General features: G+C 69.4%; 19 protein-coding genes. 8 read left to right on the top strand and 11 right to left on the bottom strand.

Annotated elements, in window-relative coordinates; genetic code table 11:
- Position 1: 1 nt before the first annotated feature.
- A complete protein-coding gene (locus tag ACIBGM_RS30380; protein WP_396387456.1) occupies positions 2 to 370 on the top strand; it encodes a VOC family protein in 369 nt (122 codons plus the stop codon).
- Here ACIBGM_RS30380 and mmuM read toward each other — a convergent pair.
- The 6 genes from mmuM to ACIBGM_RS30350 form a co-directional block, all read right to left on the bottom strand.
- A complete protein-coding gene (mmuM, locus tag ACIBGM_RS30375) occupies positions 355 to 1,230 on the bottom strand; it encodes a homocysteine S-methyltransferase (RefSeq protein ID WP_396387455.1) in 876 nt (291 codons plus the stop codon). The two genes, ACIBGM_RS30380 and mmuM, sit on opposite strands and share 16 nt — an antisense overlap.
- The gene (locus tag ACIBGM_RS30370) at positions 1,220 to 2,146 is read right to left on the bottom strand and encodes an FAD-dependent oxidoreductase (protein WP_396387454.1); all 927 of its coding nucleotides are present in this window, start codon (positions 2,144 to 2,146) and stop codon (positions 1,220 to 1,222) included. The genes mmuM and ACIBGM_RS30370 overlap by 11 nt, the downstream gene beginning before the upstream one ends.
- A 52-nt stretch (positions 2,147 to 2,198) precedes the next feature.
- Positions 2,199 to 3,263, bottom strand: a complete 1,065-nt coding sequence (locus ACIBGM_RS30365; protein ID WP_396387453.1) for an esterase-like activity of phytase family protein — start codon at positions 3,261 to 3,263, stop codon at positions 2,199 to 2,201.
- Between the two features lie 64 nt (positions 3,264 to 3,327).
- Positions 3,328 to 4,650 carry an enolase C-terminal domain-like protein gene (locus tag ACIBGM_RS30360; RefSeq protein WP_396387452.1) on the bottom strand — a complete coding sequence of 441 codons (1,323 nt, stop codon included), beginning with the start codon at positions 4,648 to 4,650 and terminating at the stop codon, positions 3,328 to 3,330.
- Entirely contained in the window at positions 4,647 to 5,561 is a 915-nt protein-coding gene (gene kdgD / locus ACIBGM_RS30355; protein WP_360533043.1) for a 5-dehydro-4-deoxyglucarate dehydratase, read from the bottom strand. The genes ACIBGM_RS30360 and kdgD overlap by 4 nt, the downstream gene beginning before the upstream one ends.
- A 94-nt stretch (positions 5,562 to 5,655) precedes the next feature.
- Positions 5,656 to 6,540, bottom strand: coding sequence for a LysR family transcriptional regulator (locus ACIBGM_RS30350; RefSeq protein ID WP_360533046.1), 885 nt, complete (start codon positions 6,538 to 6,540; stop codon positions 5,656 to 5,658).
- Positions 6,541 to 6,686: 146 nt separating this feature from the next.
- On the opposite strand from ACIBGM_RS30350, the gene ACIBGM_RS30345 reads away from it, so the two are divergent.
- Positions 6,687 to 7,937, top strand: coding sequence for a glucarate dehydratase family protein (locus ACIBGM_RS30345; RefSeq protein WP_360533049.1), 1,251 nt, complete (start codon positions 6,687 to 6,689; stop codon positions 7,935 to 7,937).
- Here ACIBGM_RS30345 and ACIBGM_RS30340 read toward each other — a convergent pair.
- On the bottom strand, positions 7,912 to 8,604 hold the full coding sequence (locus ACIBGM_RS30340; protein WP_360533052.1) for a FadR/GntR family transcriptional regulator: 693 nt from the start codon (positions 8,602 to 8,604) through the stop codon (positions 7,912 to 7,914). The two genes, ACIBGM_RS30345 and ACIBGM_RS30340, sit on opposite strands and share 26 nt — an antisense overlap.
- Positions 8,601 to 9,728, bottom strand: coding sequence for a mandelate racemase/muconate lactonizing enzyme family protein (locus ACIBGM_RS30335; RefSeq protein ID WP_360533055.1), 1,128 nt, complete (start codon positions 9,726 to 9,728; stop codon positions 8,601 to 8,603). Before ACIBGM_RS30335 ends, ACIBGM_RS30340 begins: the two co-directional genes overlap by 4 nt.
- Before the next feature lie 128 nt (positions 9,729 to 9,856).
- Between ACIBGM_RS30335 and glsA the strand changes: the two genes are divergently transcribed.
- A complete protein-coding gene (gene glsA, locus ACIBGM_RS30330) occupies positions 9,857 to 11,269 on the top strand; it encodes a glutaminase A (RefSeq protein WP_396387451.1) in 1,413 nt (470 codons plus the stop codon).
- Positions 11,270 to 11,323: 54 nt separating this feature from the next.
- Here glsA and glmS read toward each other — a convergent pair whose 3' ends face one another.
- Positions 11,324 to 13,144, bottom strand: coding sequence for a glutamine--fructose-6-phosphate transaminase (isomerizing) (glmS, locus tag ACIBGM_RS30325; protein WP_360533061.1), 1,821 nt, complete (start codon positions 13,142 to 13,144; stop codon positions 11,324 to 11,326).
- Positions 13,145 to 13,189: 45 nt separating this feature from the next.
- Positions 13,190 to 13,471, bottom strand: a complete 282-nt coding sequence (locus ACIBGM_RS30320) for a hypothetical protein (RefSeq protein ID WP_396387450.1) — start codon at positions 13,469 to 13,471, stop codon at positions 13,190 to 13,192.
- A gap of 267 nt (positions 13,472 to 13,738) precedes the next feature.
- On the opposite strand from ACIBGM_RS30320, the gene ACIBGM_RS30315 reads away from it, so the two are divergent.
- Positions 13,739 to 15,613: a M4 family metallopeptidase gene (locus tag ACIBGM_RS30315; RefSeq protein ID WP_396387449.1), complete on the top strand. Its 1,875-nt coding sequence runs from the start codon at positions 13,739 to 13,741 to the stop codon at positions 15,611 to 15,613.
- A gap of 1 nt (position 15,614) precedes the next feature.
- Here ACIBGM_RS30315 and nucS read toward each other — a convergent pair whose 3' ends face one another.
- Positions 15,615 to 16,274, bottom strand: coding sequence for an endonuclease NucS (nucS, locus tag ACIBGM_RS30310; protein ID WP_396387448.1), 660 nt, complete (start codon positions 16,272 to 16,274; stop codon positions 15,615 to 15,617).
- Positions 16,275 to 16,347: 73 nt separating this feature from the next.
- On the opposite strand from nucS, the gene ACIBGM_RS30305 reads away from it, so the two are divergent.
- The 4 genes from ACIBGM_RS30305 to ACIBGM_RS30290 are packed head-to-tail and all read left to right on the top strand — an operon-like array spanning position 16,348 to position 19,027.
- Positions 16,348 to 16,671, top strand: coding sequence for a hypothetical protein (locus ACIBGM_RS30305; protein ID WP_360533070.1), 324 nt, complete (start codon positions 16,348 to 16,350; stop codon positions 16,669 to 16,671).
- 30 nt (positions 16,672 to 16,701) lie between these two features.
- Positions 16,702 to 17,685, top strand: a complete 984-nt coding sequence (locus ACIBGM_RS30300) for an NAD(P)/FAD-dependent oxidoreductase (RefSeq protein WP_360533073.1) — start codon at positions 16,702 to 16,704, stop codon at positions 17,683 to 17,685.
- A gap of 20 nt (positions 17,686 to 17,705) precedes the next feature.
- On the top strand, positions 17,706 to 18,578 hold the full coding sequence (locus ACIBGM_RS30295; RefSeq protein WP_396387586.1) for a class I SAM-dependent methyltransferase: 873 nt from the start codon (positions 17,706 to 17,708) through the stop codon (positions 18,576 to 18,578).
- Positions 18,548 to 19,027 carry an NUDIX domain-containing protein gene (locus ACIBGM_RS30290; RefSeq protein WP_360533076.1) on the top strand — a complete coding sequence of 160 codons (480 nt, stop codon included), beginning with the start codon at positions 18,548 to 18,550 and terminating at the stop codon, positions 19,025 to 19,027. The genes ACIBGM_RS30295 and ACIBGM_RS30290 overlap by 31 nt, the downstream gene beginning before the upstream one ends.
- The last annotated feature ends 22 nt before the right edge of the window (positions 19,028 to 19,049 follow it).

Here is a 19,049-nt window from a genome sequence, read left to right as displayed (position 1 = left end):
CATGCCCTCACCCATCAACAACCGGATCGGCGCCGTCTTCATCCACGTCACCGACATGCAGCGCGCCATCGCCTGGTACAGCACCCTCCTCGGCGTGCCGCAGCAGAACACCAGCCACGAGGGCCTGATCTACGACGTGCCGATGGACGGGCCGACCCGTCTGACGCTCGACGGTCACGCGCACGCGCGGGGAGCGTTTCAACCCGGCGGACCGCTGCTGATGCTGCATGCGGACGACATCCACGCCGCGCATGCTTTCGCCGTCGGGCACGCCGAGGATGTTGGACCGATCGAGGACATCGGTAGCGTCAGCGTCTTTCACTTCACCGACCCCGACGGCAACAAGCTGATCGTCTACGCGGAGAACTGAGCCGCCAGAGCGCGGATGTCGTCGGGGCCGACTCGGCAGCAGCCGCCGATGTACGTCGCTCCGGCGTCGAGCCAACCCGCCGCGAGGGAGGTCGCGTCCGCCGCTTCTCCCGTCCAGCGGCGGCCGCCGGCGTCCCAGGACTCGCCGCTGTTGGGGTAGGCGATCGCCGGCTTGCCCGTGACGGCTACGGCTGTCTCGACGGCGTGCTGCACGTCTTCCGGGGCGCAGCAGTTGATGCCTACCGCAACCACCTGGTCGAGCGTGCCCAGCTTGAAGGCATCCGTCAGGGGTTGACCGGCTCGAGTCTGTGAGCCTGCGACGGAGTAGGAGAGCCACGCCGGGAAGTCGAGCTCCGCCAGGAGTTGCACCAGGACCTCGGCCTCGTCGAGGTCGGGTATCGTCTCGACGGCGAGCAGGTCGGGACCGGCTTCGATCAGGAGCTCCAGGCGGGGGCCGTGGAAGTCGCGGAGGGCGGCGGCAGTCACGCCGTACCGGCCGCGGTACTCCGAGCCGTCGGCGAGCACGGCGCCGTACGGTCCGACGGAGGCAGCCACCAGGCGTCGTTCGCCGGGGAGGGAGTCGCGGACCTCGCGGGCGATGCGGACGCTGTCGCCGATCAGGCGCTCGGCCTCGAACCGGGCGACGCCGAAACGTTCGAAGCCAGGGACGCTGGCCTGGTAGCTGGCTGTGGTCGCGACCATCGCGCCGGCTTCGTAGTACGCGCGGTGCACGGCAGCGATCTCCGTCGGTGCGTCCCGGAGCAGCCGGGCGGACCACAACGCGTCGGAGAGGTCGTGGCCGCGGTCCTCGAGCGCGTTCGACATCCCGCCGTCGAGAATGACGGGCCGGTCAGATGTCATGGATGAGCTCGAAGACCTCGTTGGCGCAGCCCCAGGACAGCGTCACGCCGGAGCCGCCGTGGCCGTAGCAGTGGATGACGGGCTCGCCGCTGGTCGTCCGGACGAGCTCGCAGCGGATGGTCGGCCGCGCCGGGCGGAGGCCGACGCGATGCCGGATCACCTTCGCCTTCCGAAGCTGCGGAACCAACTCGGCAGCCCGGTCGAGGATCTCGGAGGCCGTCGCCGGGTCGACCGCCAGGTTCCAGTCGCCGGGCTGACTGGTGCCGCCGACAACGACATCCTTCTCCCGCGGGATGACGTACGTGAGGTCGTTGGGCGCGCGATCGGCGATCAGCCAGTCGGTCAGCCCGCACTGCTCGACCGTCATCACCTGACCGCGCACCGGCGTGACCGTCGGGTCGGACGCGGTCAGGCGTGCGCCGAGCCCGGTGCAGTTGACGACCACGTCCGCAGTCGTCGGCAGCGCCGACAGCGCAGCCCGCGTCAGCGTGCCGCCGGCCTGCTCGAGCCGCTTGACCAGCGCCTGCAGGTAGACCGGCATGTCCATCACCGGCGCCGTGAACGCCCACCCGTCCTCGAACCCGGTCGGCGGGGACGCCACCCTGGTCAGATCCGGCAGGACGTCGGCCCAGCGCGGATCCGGCATCCGGTGCACCAGGAACTCCCGACCGTGCCGCATCCGCACCGACGGCTCGATCTCGGCCAGCTTGGCGAACTCGTCGTACGACGCCCTGGACCATGCCGCGACGCGGTCCTCGGGCGCGGACAGGTACGGGTACCAGATCGCGGCCGCCACCGCCGAGGTGGTCTCCAGCGGCAGGTCGCGGGCGAGCACGGCCACCTCGTACCCACCTTCGGCCAGCCGGACGGCGCAGCTCAGCCCGATCACGCCCGCACCGACAACGATCACGCGCATTCACACATTGTTACCCGAGCGGCGCTGCCACGCCATGTGACGTCGGGTGACGTCAGTGCAGGTCGACTGCCAGCGAGTAGAAGCGGGTGATCTGGGTGGCGCCGTTGTTGTCGTCCGACAGCAGGTACAGCTGCCGCTTGCCACCGGGAAGGTAACCGCCGAGCGCGAGCGCCTCGACGTTGTCCAGCAGCGGGTTCGGCTGCGGCTGCTTGGCGACCGCGCCCGACGGCGGGCAGTTCACCAAGTCGAACAGCAGCTCCTTCTGCAGGAACACCTTGTCCGGCGCGTCCGCCAGCGACGCGCGCGCAGTCACGTCCTCAGCCCGCCGCAGCGGCACCGTGAACACACGGATCGTGTTGCCTACCCCCGCGACGAACGTGCGCTCCATCGACACCAACGTGTCCCGATCGACCACGGCCAGCTCGACCAGCGAGAGGCCCGGGTCGGTCTTGTAGGCGTACTGCGCGACCGGACGGTAGTCGTGGCCCGGCCACCCGGCGTACCGGATGATGCGGTTGCGGCCGGGGCCGTCGGGGGCGAGCGGTCCTTCCATCCCGGCGTACAGCGACAGTCCGTCCTTGCTGACCGCGAGCGACTCGAAGGTCGCGTTGGCCGTCGCCTCACCGGCGGGCGCGACCTGGAAGCGCGCGGGCACCGGCAGCGAGCCGATCTGCACCCCGTCCGACAACCGGAACCGGCGGATCGACGGCTCCCGCTCGGACGTCGCGAGGATGGTCCGGTCGCCGTGCTCGACGACCAGTCCTTCACCGTCGAAGTCGGCGCCCGTGTACGGCGTCCCGTCCGGCCGGCGCAGGATCGTCATCCCGTCCACACTGACCGTCGGTTTGCTGCTGATCTTCAGGTCGAACACCCGGGCCGGCGTGGTCCCCACGTTGTCCACCAGCGTCACCGCGCTGTTGTGGCCGGTCACGTTCAGCGCGGACAGCCCGGCCACCGGCTGCCCCTCGAACGTGGTCTTGTCGAGCGCGTCGCTGAAGCCCAGGAGCTGCGCGTCCGGCGAGCACGCACCACCCACAGCGGGGTGTGCCGAAGCAGTGAGGGTGGTGGTGAGAGCAGTCAGGACAACAGCAGCGGCGAGCGGCTTCTGCCAGCGCATTCAAGGCTCCTTGATCGGGACGACAGACCGATCGAAACCTACCCCGGGCAACACCAGGTGAACATCAGCGCTCCAGACAGGGCCGCTTCGGGTCGAAGGCCCAGCCCTTCACCAGGTACTGCATTGCCACCGCGTCGTCCCGGGCTCCCAGACCGTGTTCGAGGTAGAGCTCATGCGCGGCCTGCAACGCATCCCGATCCAGTACGACGCCCAACCCCGGCGCACTCGGTACGGCGATCGCGCCGTCGACGATCCGCAGTGGCTCCTTGGTCAGCGCCTGCCCGTCCTGCCAGATCCAGTGCGTGTCGAGCGCGGTGATCTCACCCGGCGCCGCCGCACCCACGTGGGTGAACATCGCCAGCGAGATGTCGAAGTGGTTGTTCGAGTGCGATCCCCAGGTCAGCCCGAAGTCGTTGCACAGCTGGGCGACCCGGACCGACCCGGCCATCGTCCAGAAGTGCGGATCCGCGAGCGGGATGTCGACCGCGTCCATCCGGATCGCGTGCGCGAGCTCGCGCCAGTCCGTGGCGATCATGTTGGTCGCCGTCCGCAGGCCCGTCGCCCGCCGGAACTCCGCCATCGTCTCCCGGCCGGAGAGTCCTGCCTCCGCGCCACACGGATCCTCGACGTACGCCAGTACGTCGTCCAGCCCCGAGCACAACGCGATCGCCTCGTGCACCGGCCACGCGCCGTTCGGATCGACCGTGATCCGCGCCGACGGGAACCGCCGCGCCAGCGCGGTCACCGCCTCGATCTCGGCGGCGCCCTCGAACACGCCACCCTTCAGCTTGAAGTCGGCGAACCCGTACCGCTCCTGCGCCGCCTCGGCCAGCGCGACCACCGCAGCCGCATCCAGGGCCGGCTGCCGGCGCAACGCCGACCACCGATCGCCGAACCCGTCACCGGTCAGGTAGGGCAGATCGGTCCGCGCCGGATCACCAACGTAGAACAGGTAGCCGAGCACCGGCACCGACGAGCGCTGCTGCCCGTCACCCAGCAGCTCAGCCACCGGTACGCCGAGATGCTGCCCGAACAGATCGAGCAGCGCCGACTCGAGCCCGGTCACGGCATGAACCGTCGTCCGCAGGTCGAAGGTCTGCACCCCGCGCCCGCCGGCGTCGCGACCGGCGAAGGTCTGCGAGATGGTCCGCAGCAGTTGCCGGTAGCGCGAGATCTCCTTGCCCAGCAGGAACTCCGCCGCGTCCGTGATCGTCGCGGCGATCTTCTCGCCGCCCGGCACCTCACCGACTCCGGTGTTCCCCGAGCTGTCCGTCACGACGACCACGTTCCGGGTGAAGAACGGCCCGTGCGCCCCGCTGAGGTTCAGCAGCATGCTGTCGTACCCGGCCACGGGCACGACCTCGACGGACGCGACGGCCGGAGTCACTTGATCTTTCCGATCAGGTCGGTGAGTTGGGCGAGCTCGTCGTCGGCCAGGTTCTGCAGGGGTGGGCGGACCGGGCCGGCGGAGCGGCCGATTGCGGTGACGCCGGCCTTGACGATCGAGACGGCGTACCCCTTGGTGCGGTCGCGGATGTCGAGGTAGGGGATGACGAACTCGTTCAGCTTGCGGTAGACCGACGCGCGGTCCTGGGCCAGCACGTCGGCGTAGAAGCCGAGGGCGAACTCGGGGACGAAGTTGAAGATCGCCGACGAGTAGGTGCTGACGCCGAGCTGCAGCAGCGGGAGCGCGAACGTCTCCGCGGTCGGCAGGCCGCCGATGTACGTGAGCCGGTCGCCGACCCGCGCGTAGGTGCGGGTCATCATCTCGATGTTCCCGACCCCGTCCTTCAGGCCGACCAGGTTCGCGTTGCGGTCCGCGAGCTCCGCGACCGAGAAGTCGGTGAGGATCGCGTTCGCCCGGCTGTAGACGGTGACGCCGAGCGCCGTACTGCGGCAGACGGCGGACACGTGCTCGATCAAACCACGCTGCCCCGCCTCGGTCAGGTACGGCGGCAGCAGCAGGATCCCATCGGCTCCGGCGGCCTCCGCGGCCCGGGCCTGCTCGATCGCGGACGCCGTACCGCCGGTGGCGGGGGCGATCACCGGGACCTTGCCGTCGACCTCGGACACCGCCGCCCGGACGACCGTGTCGATCTCGGCCGCGGTGAGCGAGAACCCCTCGCCGGTCCCGCCGGCGGCGAACAGGCCGGCCACGTCGTACTGGCTCAGCCAGGACAGGTGCTCGCGGTAGCCGGGCTCGTTGAAGCTGAGGTCGGCGTGGAAGTGCGTCACCGGGAACGAGAGCAGTCCGGTCTTGAGTCGAGCGGCCAGTTCGGCGGGGGAGTAGTGGGTCACGCCGTCACGGTAGAAGTGCTCTCCGATGCTTGTCCAAGATCATCTTTGGATCCTTTGATGCTCTGAGAGCATCAAAAAACTGAAAAGCACCCGCCTACGGCGGGGTGGTGGGGTGGAGCATCGTGAGCACGCGGTGGAGGACCGGGTTGGTGGAGGCTTGGTTCCAGATTGCGTGGAGTTCGACTGGTTCGCCGGGGACGCCTAGGTCGCAGAAGGTGACGCCTTCGACGGCGAGGTTGCGTGCCGATGCGGGGACCAGTGCGACGCCGCGACCGGCCGCGACCAGCAGGATGACGGTGAGGATCTGCTGCACCCGCTGCTCGATCCGCGGATGGGCGTCGGCCAGGAACCGGACCGTCAGCTCGTGGAAGTAGCGCGCCTGCGTCGGCGAGTAGCTGATCACCTGCTCACCGCCGAAGTCCTCCGGCGACAACGGCCGGCCGAGGGAAGCCAGCCGATGGTTGCTCGGGACAACGGCACACAACGGCTCCCGGGACACGATCCGGGACCCGAGCACCCGCGCGTCGAACGGCGGCCGGCCCAGCCCGAGATCCAGTTCTCCCCGCAGCAGACCGTCGATCTGCGCAGACGTCACCCGCTCGTGCAGGATCACGTCCACCCCTGGCAACTCTTCCGAGAGCCGCCGCAGCAGTGGGCCGAGCGTCCGGATCGCCGACGTCGCCGTGAACCCCAGGCGGAGCGTGCCCGCGGCGCCCTGGTCGACGCGGCGGGCCAGATCGCCGGCGGTCTCGACGAGCGCCAGCACGCGGCGGGCCTCACCGAGGAAGGCCCGGCCTGCCTCGGTCAGCACCACCCGGCGGTTGTCCCGCTCGAGCAACTGGACGCCGACGGCCCGCTCCAGCTTCTGCACCTGGCGGCTCAACGGGGGCTGCGTCATGTTCAGCCGCTCGGCGGCGCGGCCGAAGTGCAGCTCCTCGGCGACGGCGACGAAGGCGCTCAGCTGGTCGAGCGAGAACATGATTCCCAAAAGGTATCACTCGATGCCTTATCGGCCTTGGACAGGCATTATCGGCCGTCCCTACGCTCACGCAATCGGCCGTCCTCGCGCTGCCGTCGGTCCGATCCGTCGTTCGGAAGAAAGTCGTCGCGGGAGAAGGAGTTGGTGTGAGCAAGGTTTCCAGGGTCGAGATCACGCCGGTCGCGTTCGCCGATCCACCGTTGCTCAACGTCGTGGGCGTGCACCAGCCGTTCGCGCTGCGTGCGATCGTCCAGGTGTGGACCGACGACGGGCTCGTCGGCCTCGGCGAGACGTATGCCGACGACAAGCACCTCGCTCGGCTGGGGGCGGTCGCCAGTGTGCTGCCCGGCCTCGAGGTCTTCGACCTTAACGGGCTTCGTCGGTGGGTGAGCGACGTCCTCGCGTCCGAGGGCCGGGCGAGTGTCGCGGGCAGGTTGAACCTGCAGGATCCGGTCGACGTGGTGCTGTCGCCGTTCGAGGTTGCGTTGCTGGACATCCAGGGCAAGGTGCTCGGCCGGCCGGTGGTCGACCTGCTGGGCGGTGCGGTGCGGGAGAGCGTGCCGTTCAGTGCGTACCTGTTCTACAAGTGGGCGGCGCATCCGGGCGGTGACGCGGACAGCTGGGGTGCGGCTCTTGACCCGGATGGAATCGTTGATCAAGCACGATCAATGGTTGATCAGTATGGATTCACCGCGATCAAGCTGAAGGGCGGTGTGTTCGAGCCGGCCGTCGAGGTCGAGGCGGTGCAGGCGCTGGCGGCGGCCTTCCCCGAGCACAAGCTGCGGATCGACCCGAACTGCGCGTGGACGGTCGAGACCTCGGTGCGCGTCGCCAAGGAGCTCGAGGGCGTCATCGAGTACCTGGAGGATCCGACGCCCGGGATCCCCGGTATGGCGCAGGTCGCCGCGCAGACCGAGATCCCGCTGGCGACCAACATGTGTGTGATCGCGTTCGCCCATCTGAAGCCGTCCGTCCTCGCGGACGCCGTACAAGTAGTGCTGTCGGACCACCACTACTGGGGTGGGTTGCGGCGGTCGCAGTTGCTGGCCGGGATCTGCGACGCGTTCGGGATGGGGTTGTCGATGCACAGCAACTCGCACCTCGGGATCAGCTTGGCCGCGATGACGCACCTGGCCGCGGCGACGCCGAATCTCACCTACGCCTGCGACACGCACTACCCGTGGAAAACCGAAGACCTGATCAAGCCGGGCGTCCTGTCGTTCGTCGACGGCAGCGTGCGAGTGCCGTCCGGTCCCGGGCTCGGTGTCGAGTTGGACGTGGACGAGCTCGGCCGGCTGCACGAGCAGTACCTGGCGTGTGGCATCCGCAAGCGCGACGACACGTCGTACATGCGGACCGTGCAGCCTGACTTCAGTCCGAATACCGCTCGCTGGTGAGGCGGTGCCGGGTGTTCGACAGGTGCACCCGGGCCGCCGCGCGGGCCGCGTCGGGATCCTGGCGGGCGATTGCGGCGTAGATGTTCTCGTGCTCGAGGACGACGCGGGTGAGGTGGGTCGCGTCGGACATCTCGTAGGCCGGGTCGAGGCGGGTCCGCGGCAGCATGATCATCATCGGGCCGAGCGAGTCGATCAGGTCGGTGTAGAAGCGGTTCCCGGACGCGGCCGCGACCTTGAGGTGGAACGCGAAGTCCGCCTCGACCGACCGGCCCGGGTCGGCCCCGATCCGCCGGAAGTCGTCCAGTGCCCGCTCGATCGCCTTCAGCTGGTGCTCGGTACGCCGTACCGCTGCCAGCCCGGCCGCCTCACTCTCCACCCCGATCCGAAAGTCCAGCAGCTCCAGCACATCCCGGTGCGAGCGCACCTGCCGCAACCCGGCCGCCCGCTCGGGAACCGCCAGCACGAACGACCCACGCCCTTGGAACGTCTCCACCAGACCGGCCGCCTGCAACCGCGAAACCGCCTCCCGCACCACCGTCCGGCTGACCCCGAACTCCTCGACCAAGCTGTTCTCCGCGGGCAGCTTGTCGCCGGGTGAGATCTCCGCGCTGAGGATTCGCCGCTTGAGCTCCTCGACCACGTCGTGGGCCAGCCCGCGCTTGCTCATCGCGTGCCGAACTCGCAGGCGTCGACGGTCCACGCCGCGCACTGGTCGCTGGTGGTGAAGCCGAGGCCGGGACGGTCGGGGACGAGCATGCGGCCGTCGAGGGTCTCCAACCGCTCGTTGAACAACGGGTTCAGCCACTCGAAGTGCTCCACCCACGGCTCGCGTGGGTACGCCGCAGCCAGGTGCAGGTGAATCTCCATCGCGAAATGCGGAGCCAGCTGCAGACCGTTGTGGTCGGCAAGCGCCGCCAGCCGCAGGAACGGCGTGATCCCGCCGATGCGCGGGGCGTCGGGCTGGATGATGTCGGCGGCCCGTGCCTCGATCAGTCGGACGTGCTCGCCGACGCTCGACAGCATCTCGCCGGTCGCGATCGGCGTGTCCAGCGCGGCCGCCAGTTGCGCGTGCCCCTCGGCGTCGTACGCGTCGAGCGGCTCCTCGATCCAGACCAGGCCGAACTCCTCCAGCACCCGCCCGAACCGCAGCGCGGTCGGCCGGTCCCATTGCTGGTTGGCGTCGACCATCAGCGGTACGTCGTCGCCCAGGTGCTCACGCACGGCGCGAACCCGGTCCAGGTCGATCCGGGTGTCCGGCTGCCCGACCTTGATCTTGATCCCGCCGATCCCGTCCGCCAGCGACTTCGACGCCCGCTCCTTGACCTCCTCGATCGGCGCGTGCAGGAACCCGCCGGAGGTGTTGTACGCCCGGACCGAGTCCCGGTGCGCGCCGAGCAGCTTCGCCAGCGGCAGGTCCGCCCGCTTCGCCTTCAGGTCCCACAGCGCGATGTCGATCGCCGCGATCGCCTGCGTCGCCACGCCGGACCGCCCGACCGACGCGCCGGCCCAGAGCAGCTTGTCGTACACCTTCCCGATGTCCGACGGATCCTCGCCGATCAGGTTCGCCGCGACCTCCTTGGCATGCGCGTACTGCGCCGGCCCGCCGGCCCGCTTCGAGTAGCTGAACCCGATCCCGTGCTGGTCCTGCGCGGTCGCGAGCTCGGCGAACAGGAACACGATCTCGGTCATCGGCCGCTGCCGGCCGGTCAGCACCTTGGCGTCGCTGATCGGCTGGTCGAGCGGGAGGACGACGGACGAGAGACGGACGTGACGGATCTGATCACTCGGCATCCGGTCATCATACAAGTGACATACCTGTACGACGACTCGACCGTTTGACCGCCGCGTAACACCGCGGATCCGGCCCTGAAACACAACCCGGATTAGCTGCAGCTCATCTTCTGGGGAAGGGGTCAGCGATGGATGTGTCGGAGTTGACGCACCGCCGGTTGTTCGACGCGCTCGACAAGGACGGCGACGGCCGGGTCTGGGCCTGGGAGCTGCTCAGCCCCTTGGGCCGCGCCGGGATCCAGCCGGGCGACCCGCGGGTCCGGGCGGCGCTCGCGGACCTGCGCGACCCGGACGGCAAGCCGCTCGGGATCGACAGCCAGCCGGTGCAGATCGACTACCAGCAGTTCGTCGCGATCGCGCAGCACGGCGACGGCATCGTCCAGCGTGCCCTGCAAGGTGACCTGGCGGTCTCGCCGGCCGAGTTCGCGGAGCTCGCCCGCGGCCTGCAACGGATCTACGCCGAGGTCGAACCGAACCGGGACGGCGAGGTCGCGCAGTACATCCCGACCCTGAAGGACGCGGATCCGGAGCGGTTCGGGATCGCGATCTGCACCGCCGACGGGCAGGTGTTCGAGGTCGGCGACACCCAGCTCCCGTTCAGCGTGCAGTCGACCTCGAAGCCGTTCAGCTACGCGATGGCGCTCGAGGAGCTCGGCGCGGACGAGGTGCACCAGTGGGTCGGCCAGGAGCAGAGCGGCGGCACCTTCAACGACTACAGGCTCTCGCTGGACGCCCATCGCAGGCCGCTCAACCCGATGATCAACGCCGGCGCGATCGGCACCCTCGCGCTGGTCGACTCGGGCAGCGACGAGTCGGCGCGGATGCGCACGGTCAAGGAGACCTGGACGGCGATGATGGGCCGGCCGCCGGGCTCCGACGTCGAGACCTTCCTGGCCGAGCGGGACACCGGCGACGGGAACCGCGGCCTGGCCAGCCTGATGGCCGCCGAGCAGATGCTCAAGGGAGCGAACGGCCGGGAGGGCGCCGAGCGGGCCGCTGAGTTCTACTTCCAGGTCTGCTCGCTCGAGGTGGACGCGTCCCGCCTCGCGGCTGCCGGTGCCACGCTGGCGAACGGCGGCGTCGCGCCGTACAGCGGTGAGCGGGTGTTCTCCCGGGAGACCACCGGCCGGGTGCTGTCGGTGATGGGGCACAGCGGGATGTACAACGACTCCGGCAAGTTCGCCGACCAGGTCGGGCTGCCGTCCAAGAGCGGGGTCTCCGGGAACGTGATGATGGTGGTGCCGGACAAGCGGCTCGCGGTGGTGACGTTCTCGCCGCGGCTGGACGAGGCCGGCAACTCGGTGCGCGGCGTCGAGGTGTGCCGCCGGCTGGTGAACGAGTTCGGCCTGCACCCGTACAAGGCGCTGGGCGCCGAACGCAGCCGGCAGGCCGATCAGCAGGCCGCCATCGCCGACACCGTGCGCCGGGCCCTCGGCGGCATGCCGACGCCGGGACGCGAGGGCGCAGCCGTCCAGGGAACCACCCCGGGCGCCCACCGCGCCGGCGGCGCCGGCCGCAACCAGTGGGGCCAGACGCTCTGAAAACCGCCGCAGCCCCCGTCGAGGAGAGCGGGGGCTGCGGCGTTCAGCGGGCGGTCACTCCACGGTGACGGACTTCGCCAGGTTGCGCGGCTTGTCGACGTCGTGGCCGAGGGCAACGGCCGCGTAGTACGCGATGATCTGCAGCGGGATGGTGAGCAGGATCGGGTCGAGCTCCGGCTCGTTCTTCGGTACGACGATCTGCGCCGCCACCCCGTCCGGCACGTCCACGCCCGGGTGCGTCACGACGTACAGCGGGCCGGACCGGGCGCCGATCTCGTGCAGCGCGCCGATGTTGCGGTCCAGCAGCTCGTCGTCCGGCACGATCGCGACACTCGGCACGTCCGGCGAGATCAGCGCCAGCGGGCCGTGCTTCAGCTCCGAGGTCTGGTACGCCTCGGCGTGCCGGTAGGAGATCTCCTTCAGCTTCTGCGCACCCTCGCGGGCGACCGGGTAGCCGCGGGTCCGGCCGACGAAGAACAGGCTCTCGTGCTGGGACAGCCGGCCGGCGATCTTGGCCAGCTCCTCCTCCTGGGCGACGATCTCGGCGATGTGCCCGGGCAGCTTCTTCAGGCCCTCGATCAGCCGCCGGCCGTCGGCGGGGGAGACGTCGCGGATCCGGCCGAGGTGGATGCCGAGCATCGCGAACCCGACCGCCATGTTGGTCAGCGCCTTGGTGGACGCGACCGAGACCTCCGGGCCGGCGTGCAGATAGACCCCGCCGTCGACCTCACGGGCGATGCTGGAGCCGACCGCGTTGACCAGGCCGATCACCCGGCCGCCCTTGCGCTTCAGCTCCTGGACCGCGACCAGGGTGTCCAGCGTCTCGCCGGACTGGCTCACCGCGATGTACAGGGTGTCGCGCTCGACCACCGGGTTGCGGTAGCGGAACTCCGAGGCCGGCTCGGCGTCGGCGGGGATCCGGGCCACCTCCTCGATGAACTGGGCGCCCATCTGGCCGGCGTAGTACGCCGAGCCGCAGCCGAGGATCTTGACCCGCTTGATCTCCCGGGCCTCCCGCGCGTCCATGTTCAGGCCGCCCAGGTGGACCGTGTGGAAGCGCTCGTCCAGGCGGCCGCGGATGGCCCGGCCGACCGCGTCCGGCTGCTCGTGGATCTCCTTCATCATGAAGTGCTCGTGCAGGCCGCGCTCGTACTCGTCGGCCTCCCACTCGACCGTCTTGGCGGTCTTGGTGGTCGGTGCGGCGTCCTGGGTGAAGGTGCGGTAGCCGTCGGCGCGGACGGTGGCCAGCTCGCCGTCGTCCAGGTAGACGACCTGGCGGGTGTAGCGGATCAGCGCGGCCGCGTCGGAGGCGACGTGCATCTCGCCGTCGCCGATGCCGAGGATCAGCGGGCTGCCGTTGCGGGCGACCACGATCCGGTCCGGGAACTCCAGGTCGATCACGGCGATGCCGTAGGTGCCCTCGATCCGGCGCAGGGCGGCCATCACCTTCTCCTCGAGCGTGCTGCCCTCGGACTGCTCGATCAGGTGCGCGAGCACCTCGGTGTCGGTCTCCGAGCGCAGCTTGACGCCGGCGTCCTCGAGCTGGGCGCGCAGGGCGCCGGCGTTGTCGAAGATGCCGTTGTGCACGACCGCGATCCGCTCGTTGCCGCTGACGTGCGGGTGCGCGTTGTCCTTGCTCGGGCCGCCGTGGGTCGCCCACCGGGTGTGGCCGATGCCGAGCTTGCCGCCGAACCGCTTGGGCAGCGACGCCTCCAGCTCGCGGACCCGGCCGGCGTCCTTGTGCACCTTCAGCTCACTCGACCCCAGGACGGCGACACCCGCCGAGTCGTAGCCGCGGTACTCCAGCCGCGCCAGTCCGTCCACCAGGATGGGCGCAGCCGGCTTGGTGCCGACGTACCCGACGATTCCGCACATGTGTTCATGCCTTTCGGAGGTTGTCGCTGTCTGAGGTGAGACCCGTCAGCCGTAGACGATCCGTCGCAGCTGCCGGGCGGAGAGTTCGGGTGAGCGGACCGGCCAGTGCCGGAGCTCGGAGCCGAGCCGGGCGAAGATCTCGTCGTTGCGGGCGCCGTAGGTCTGCAGCTCACGGTGCCGGCGCCGGACGTACTCCTCGGTCGTCTCGGTGAAGTAGGCCAGGACGTCGGCGACCACCCGGCGCGCGTCGTCCGGCGGCAGGCCGGTGGTGCGGCTGACCTGTTCGGCGAGTTCGTCGACCGGACCCGCCGCTGCCTCACTGATCACCCGTCAACTGTGCAGCGTTTCCGGGGTCAAAGCCAAGCTCCTGCCCGAAATCGGGCAGATTTCGCTGTTTCGGCGGGCGCCGGTCAGACCCCGGCCCGGGCGTGGACCTTACTCCTGTCCGCAACCGTGAGGGAAATCCCCACACCGGCGCGTGTGATCTTGCCGGTACGCCGGGCCGGGCGTAGGACTGGCGTTGGACGGGCCGGCTCTCGGGGCTGGGGTTCGGCCGACCCGGCGAAATTCCGCTCGACTGGGGAGGTCCCTGTCATGCACAGATCCCGTGCCGTGGCCGCGCTCGCGGCCCTCGCACTGGTCATCGCCGGCGGCGCCACCGCGACCGCCGGACCGACGGCCACCACACAACTCCGGGGCGGGTCCATCGCCCTGTCCGGAGCCGACGCCCGCGCCTTCGCCGTACCACCGGGGATGGTGGAACTGTGGTCGGCCAAGCGCGCCGACGGCGCTACCCAGACCCGATACCAGCAGATGGTCGGTGCAGCCAAGGTGCTCGGCGGCCAGCTGACCGTGCTGAAGAACAAGTCCGGCCGGACGACTGCCGTGATCGGGGCCTACTTCCCCGGCCTGAAGGCGAAGAACAGCGCCACCATGTCTGCGGCCTCCGCCCGCGGTGTCGCGGCCAAGCGCGTCGGTACCGCGGGCAAGTGGTCCTCGTCGCTGCGAATCGATCCGAAGGACGGACGACTGTTCCATGAGGTCGTCAGTCAACGCACCGAGAACCGCTGGGTGCAGTGGGTCGACGCCACCACCGGCGCGGTCAAGAAGCAGTACGACGCGGTCGCGCACAATCACGGCACCGGCGTGAAGGGCGACACCAAGTCGCTGGAGGGGCTCACGCTCCGGATCGGCAGCACCTTCTTCCTGCGATCGCCGGACCGGCGCCAGGAGACCTATGACGCGGGGAACAAGGCAGTGCTGCCCGGCACGATCATGACCGACGCAGACAACCACTGGATCTCCAATCTGCCGAACCTCCGGTCGCCCAGCCAGGCGCCCGGTGTGGACGCGCACTACTACGCGAACGTCACCGACGACTTCTACGCCGACGTCTTCGGGCGCGACAGCATCGACGACGAGGGCATGACGATCGTCTCGACCGTGCATTTCGCCAACCGGTTCTGCAACGCCTTCTGGAACGGCGAGCAGATGACGTACGGCGACGGCGACATGAAGACCTGCCTGCCGCTGTCCGGCGGTCTCGACGTGGTCGGGCACGAGCTCACCCACGGCGTCACCGAGTTCACCTCGAACCTCATCTACGAGGACGAGTCCGGGGCGCTGAACGAGGCCTTCAGCGACATGATGGGCAACACGATCGAGTTCTACGCCGCCCAGCGGGGACTCGACCCGGCCGCCACTCCGGACTGGCTGATCGGTGAGGACGTCATCCTGACGCCCGACGCCGCGCCTGGCTTCCGGAACATGGGCGACCCGCAGGAGGACGCCGACCCGGACCACTACAGCGAGTTCATCGTCACCGAGGCGGACAACGGCGGCGTGCACTCCAACAGCGGTATTCCGAACCACGCTTACTACCTGGCCGTCAACGGCGGCCGGAACGCCGGCTGTGACACGGTCGGCTCCGGCGGTCATCAGCACACGCTGGACTGCAACGTGGTTGTGCCGGCGCTTGGGCTGGCGACGGCCAGGTCGGTGTTCTTCGACGCGTTCACCAGCCTGCCGGAGTTCGCCAACATGTGCGACGCGCGCAACGCCGTCGCAGCGGTCGGCGGAGCCTCGGCCGCGGCTGCCTGGGACGCCGTCGGCATCCACGCCGGCTGTACGCCGGGTGTGCCGCCGCCACCGCCGTGCGTCAGCGATCCGGACGCGGAGATCCCGTTCGAGTCACCGCACCCGTACGGCAACAACGGCGACTGCACCTGGACCTACGACAACGGGACCGCCGGGTTCGCGTTCCACTTCAGCCTGCTCGACACGGAGAAGGACTTCGACTTCGTCACTGTGCTGGACGGGAACGGCAACGAGCTGATCAGCTACACAGGTCTGTTCCGGCGCGGCGCGACCTCGCCGTGTATCGACACCCCGACCGGCTCCGTCCGCCTGACCACGGACGGCAGCGTGGTCGCCCAGGGCTTCATCGTGGATGCGGTGGTCGCCTGCTGAACTAGAACAACCGCAGTACGTCCGACTCCATGCCGCGTAGCGCGTCGTAGTCGACGGTCAGGCACTCCAGGCCTCGGTCGGTGGCGAGGACCTTGGCCTGGGGCTTGATCAGCTGAGCGGCGAAGATGCCCCTGACCGGGGCCAGCAGCGGGTCCCGGTTCAGGAGCTCGACGTACCGGGTGAGCTGCTCGACGCCGTCGATCTCGCCGCGGCGCTTGATCTCGACCGCGACGTGCCTGCCGTCGGCGTCGCGGCAGAGCAGGTCGACCGGGCCGATCGCGGTCGGGTACTCGCGCCGTACCAGGGTCCAGCCGTCGCCGAAGGTGTGGACGTGCTCGGCTAGCAGTTCCTGCAGGTGCGCCTCGACGCCGTCCTTGATCAGGCCGGGGTCGGTGCCCAGCTCGTAGGCGGTGTCGCTGTGCACCTCCTCGAGCGTGATCCGGAGCTCCTCACCGGCTTTGTTGGTGACGCTCCAGACCTCCTCCTCCTCGGTCAGCTTGCACGGCGGAGACATCCAGTTCAGCGGCTTGTACGAGCCGCCGTCGGCGTGGATCAGCACGGAGCCGTCCGCCTTCACCATCAGCAACCGGGGAGCCATCGGCAGATGAGCGGTCAGCCGGCCGGAGTAGTCCACGGAACAGGTAGCAATCACCAAGCGCACGAGAAAGCACCGTAGTCGACTCCTCACCGCGACTCCATGGCGCCGTGCCGGTGTTGGTGCGAAGCTGCCGGGTATGAGACCGGAGACCAGCCCGCGGGCGCGATCGGAGTACGACGCTGTCGCCTTCGCTCTGGAGTCGTCGGGCGTCGTGCCGGGCAGCATGTTCGGGATGCCATGCCTGAAGATCGGCCGCAAGACGCTGGCCGGGTTGTGGGGTGATGCGATGAACTTCAAGTTGCCACCCGAGCCGCGGGCGGAGGCGCTGGCGTTGCCGGGTGCCGAGCCCTTCGATCCCGGGATGGGGCGGCCGATGAAGGAGTGGGTGCTGATTCCGCTGGAGCACTCGGCTAGCTGGACCAGATACGCGGAGCAGGCGATGGAGTTCGTCCGCGAGTGACAGCTGGGCGGATCGGCCTACGCTGAAAGCATGAGCAGGACCGAGACCGATCTGCTGGTCATCGGAGCGGGGCCTGCCGGACTGTACGCGGCGTACTATGCCGGTTTCCGGCGGTACTCCGTCACGCTGATCGACTCGTTGCCCGAGCTCGGCGGCCAGGTGTCGGCACTGTACCCGGAGAAGGTGATCTACGACGTCGCCGGATTCGTCGCGATCAAGGGGCAGGACCTGGTCGACGCATTGGTCGATCAGGCCGCGACCGCGAAACCGCAGTACCTGCTGGGCCATCGGGCCGAGGAGCTTGTGGTGGAGGACGAGGTTGTCACGGTCACCACGCACCTCGGCGCCGTCATCGAGGCGAAGGCTGTGCTGATCACCGGCGGGATCGGGACGTTCACGCCGCGGCCGTTGCCGGACGCCGACGACTTCGCCGACCGTGGCCTGCGTTACTTCGTGAAGCGGCTGGCCGACCTGGCTGGACAGAAGGTCCTGATCGTCGGCGGCGGCGACTCGGCGTTCGACTGGGCGGTGAGCCTGGAGCCGATCGCCGAGTCGGTCACGCTGATCCATCGGCGTCCGGCGTTCCGGGCCCACCAGGCCACTGTTGCCGCCGTGCTGTCGAGCAGCGTCGAGGTGCTGACGCCGTACGAGGTAGCCCGCATCAACGGCAACGCCCGGGTCGAATCGGTGGAGATCTTCGACAACCTGACCGGCGAGCGGCGGACGCTGCCGGTGGACACCGTGGTCGCCGCGCTGGGTTTCACCGCCGACCTCGGGCCCTTCACACGCTGGAGCCTCGACCAGCGCAAGCGGCATATCCTGGTCGATTCGGCGATGCGGACGAACCTGCGGCGTGTCTTCGCGGCGGGTGACATCGTCGACTACGACGGCAAGGTCAAGCTGATCTCGGTCGCGTTCGGCGAGGCCGCGACCGCTGTCAACAACGCCGCGGGCCTGATCGAACCCGGAGCGAAGGTGTTCCCCGGGCATTCCACCGGTGCCGAAGGTGCGTGAGACTGTCAGCCGTGAATCTCATGTGCCCCGCGCGGATCCTGTTGTGGCCCGGGGATGTCGCGGAGGCGGTGGTCGATGAGCGGATCGCTCAGGTGTATGCCGGGCCGTTCGAGGCGGCGGGTGGGGCCCGGCTGGCGGAGCGGCTCGGCGTGCGGCTGACCGTCGTACCGGAGTTGGTGCGGCGGCCCGACGAGGAGCTGCAGGCGATTGCGGACCTGCATCGGGGCGAGACCGTGGTGGTGCTCGGGGTGGACCTCGGGCTGCACTTGCCCGCGATCGTCGAGCACACGGGCGACGGGTGGACGCGGGTGCCGACCAACAACGAGGTGACGCTGGCGACGTACGAGCAGGCGGCCGAGAAGTTCCGGGAGTCGATCCCGGCCGAGCCCAACACGCTGCTCATCGACCTGCTCGACGGAGCGCTCTCACCCGGCGCACGCGTGCTCGAGCTGGGCAGCGGGACCGGCCGCGACGCGATCGAGCTGGAGCGGCGGGGTCTCGTCGTACGGCGAACCGACGCCGCCGCGGCGTTCGTCGAGATGATGCGCGCGGACGGGTACGACGCCGAGCGGCTGAACGCGATCACGGACGACTTCGGCGGACCGTACGACGCGGTGTTCGCCGACGCCTTGTTCATGCACTTCGACCGGGCGCAGCTCACCGGAGTGCTCCGGAAGGCCGCCCGCGCCGCACCGGTTCTCGCCTTCACCACGCGGGAAGGCAAGGGCGAGGAGTGGTCGAACCGGAACCTCGACCTGCCACGGCACTTCGTCCTGTGGCAGGAGGAGCCGCTGCGCGAATTGCTCACCGCCACCGGCTGGACGGTCGAGCAGCTCAGCCGCGGTGAGACGCGGAACGGCTGGTGGTTCTACGTGCTGGCCAGGCGCTCGTGATCCGGGCCGGGATCGTGCTGCTGACGTCCGAAGGTCTGGCAGCGATCGAGCGGGTCCGCGACGGCACGACGTACCACGTGCTGCCCGGCGGTCAGGTCGAGGACGGCGAGAGCCCACCGGAGGCGGCCCGGCGGGAGGCGTACGAGGAGCTGGGGCTCCTGGTGAAGGTCCGCGGGCTGGTCGCGGTGGTGCACTTCGGGCAGAGCACGCAGCAGTACTACGTCGCCGAGCAGATCGGTGGTGAGTTCGGGACCGGTGACGGGCCGGAGATGGCTAGCTCGCCGGAGTCGGAGCGGGGGAGTTACAGGGCGGTCTGGCTGCCCGTGCGCGAGCTCGCCGTACGGGATCTGAAGCCGAAGCCGATCGCGGCGGCGCTGGACCACGCGCCGGATCCGCAGTGGCTGCTGGACGGGTGGCTGGAGTCGCCGGTGGTATTCGAGGAGGTGTGAGGTTGGCCTCGGGGGTGACTCA

It is taken from the genome of Kribbella sp. NPDC050470 (genome assembly GCF_044458365.1).
Lineage (GTDB): Bacteria > Actinomycetota > Actinomycetes > Propionibacteriales > Kribbellaceae > Kribbella.
Note: the sequence above shows the minus strand (reverse complement) of the source record. Positions and strands in the feature narration are given on the sequence as shown.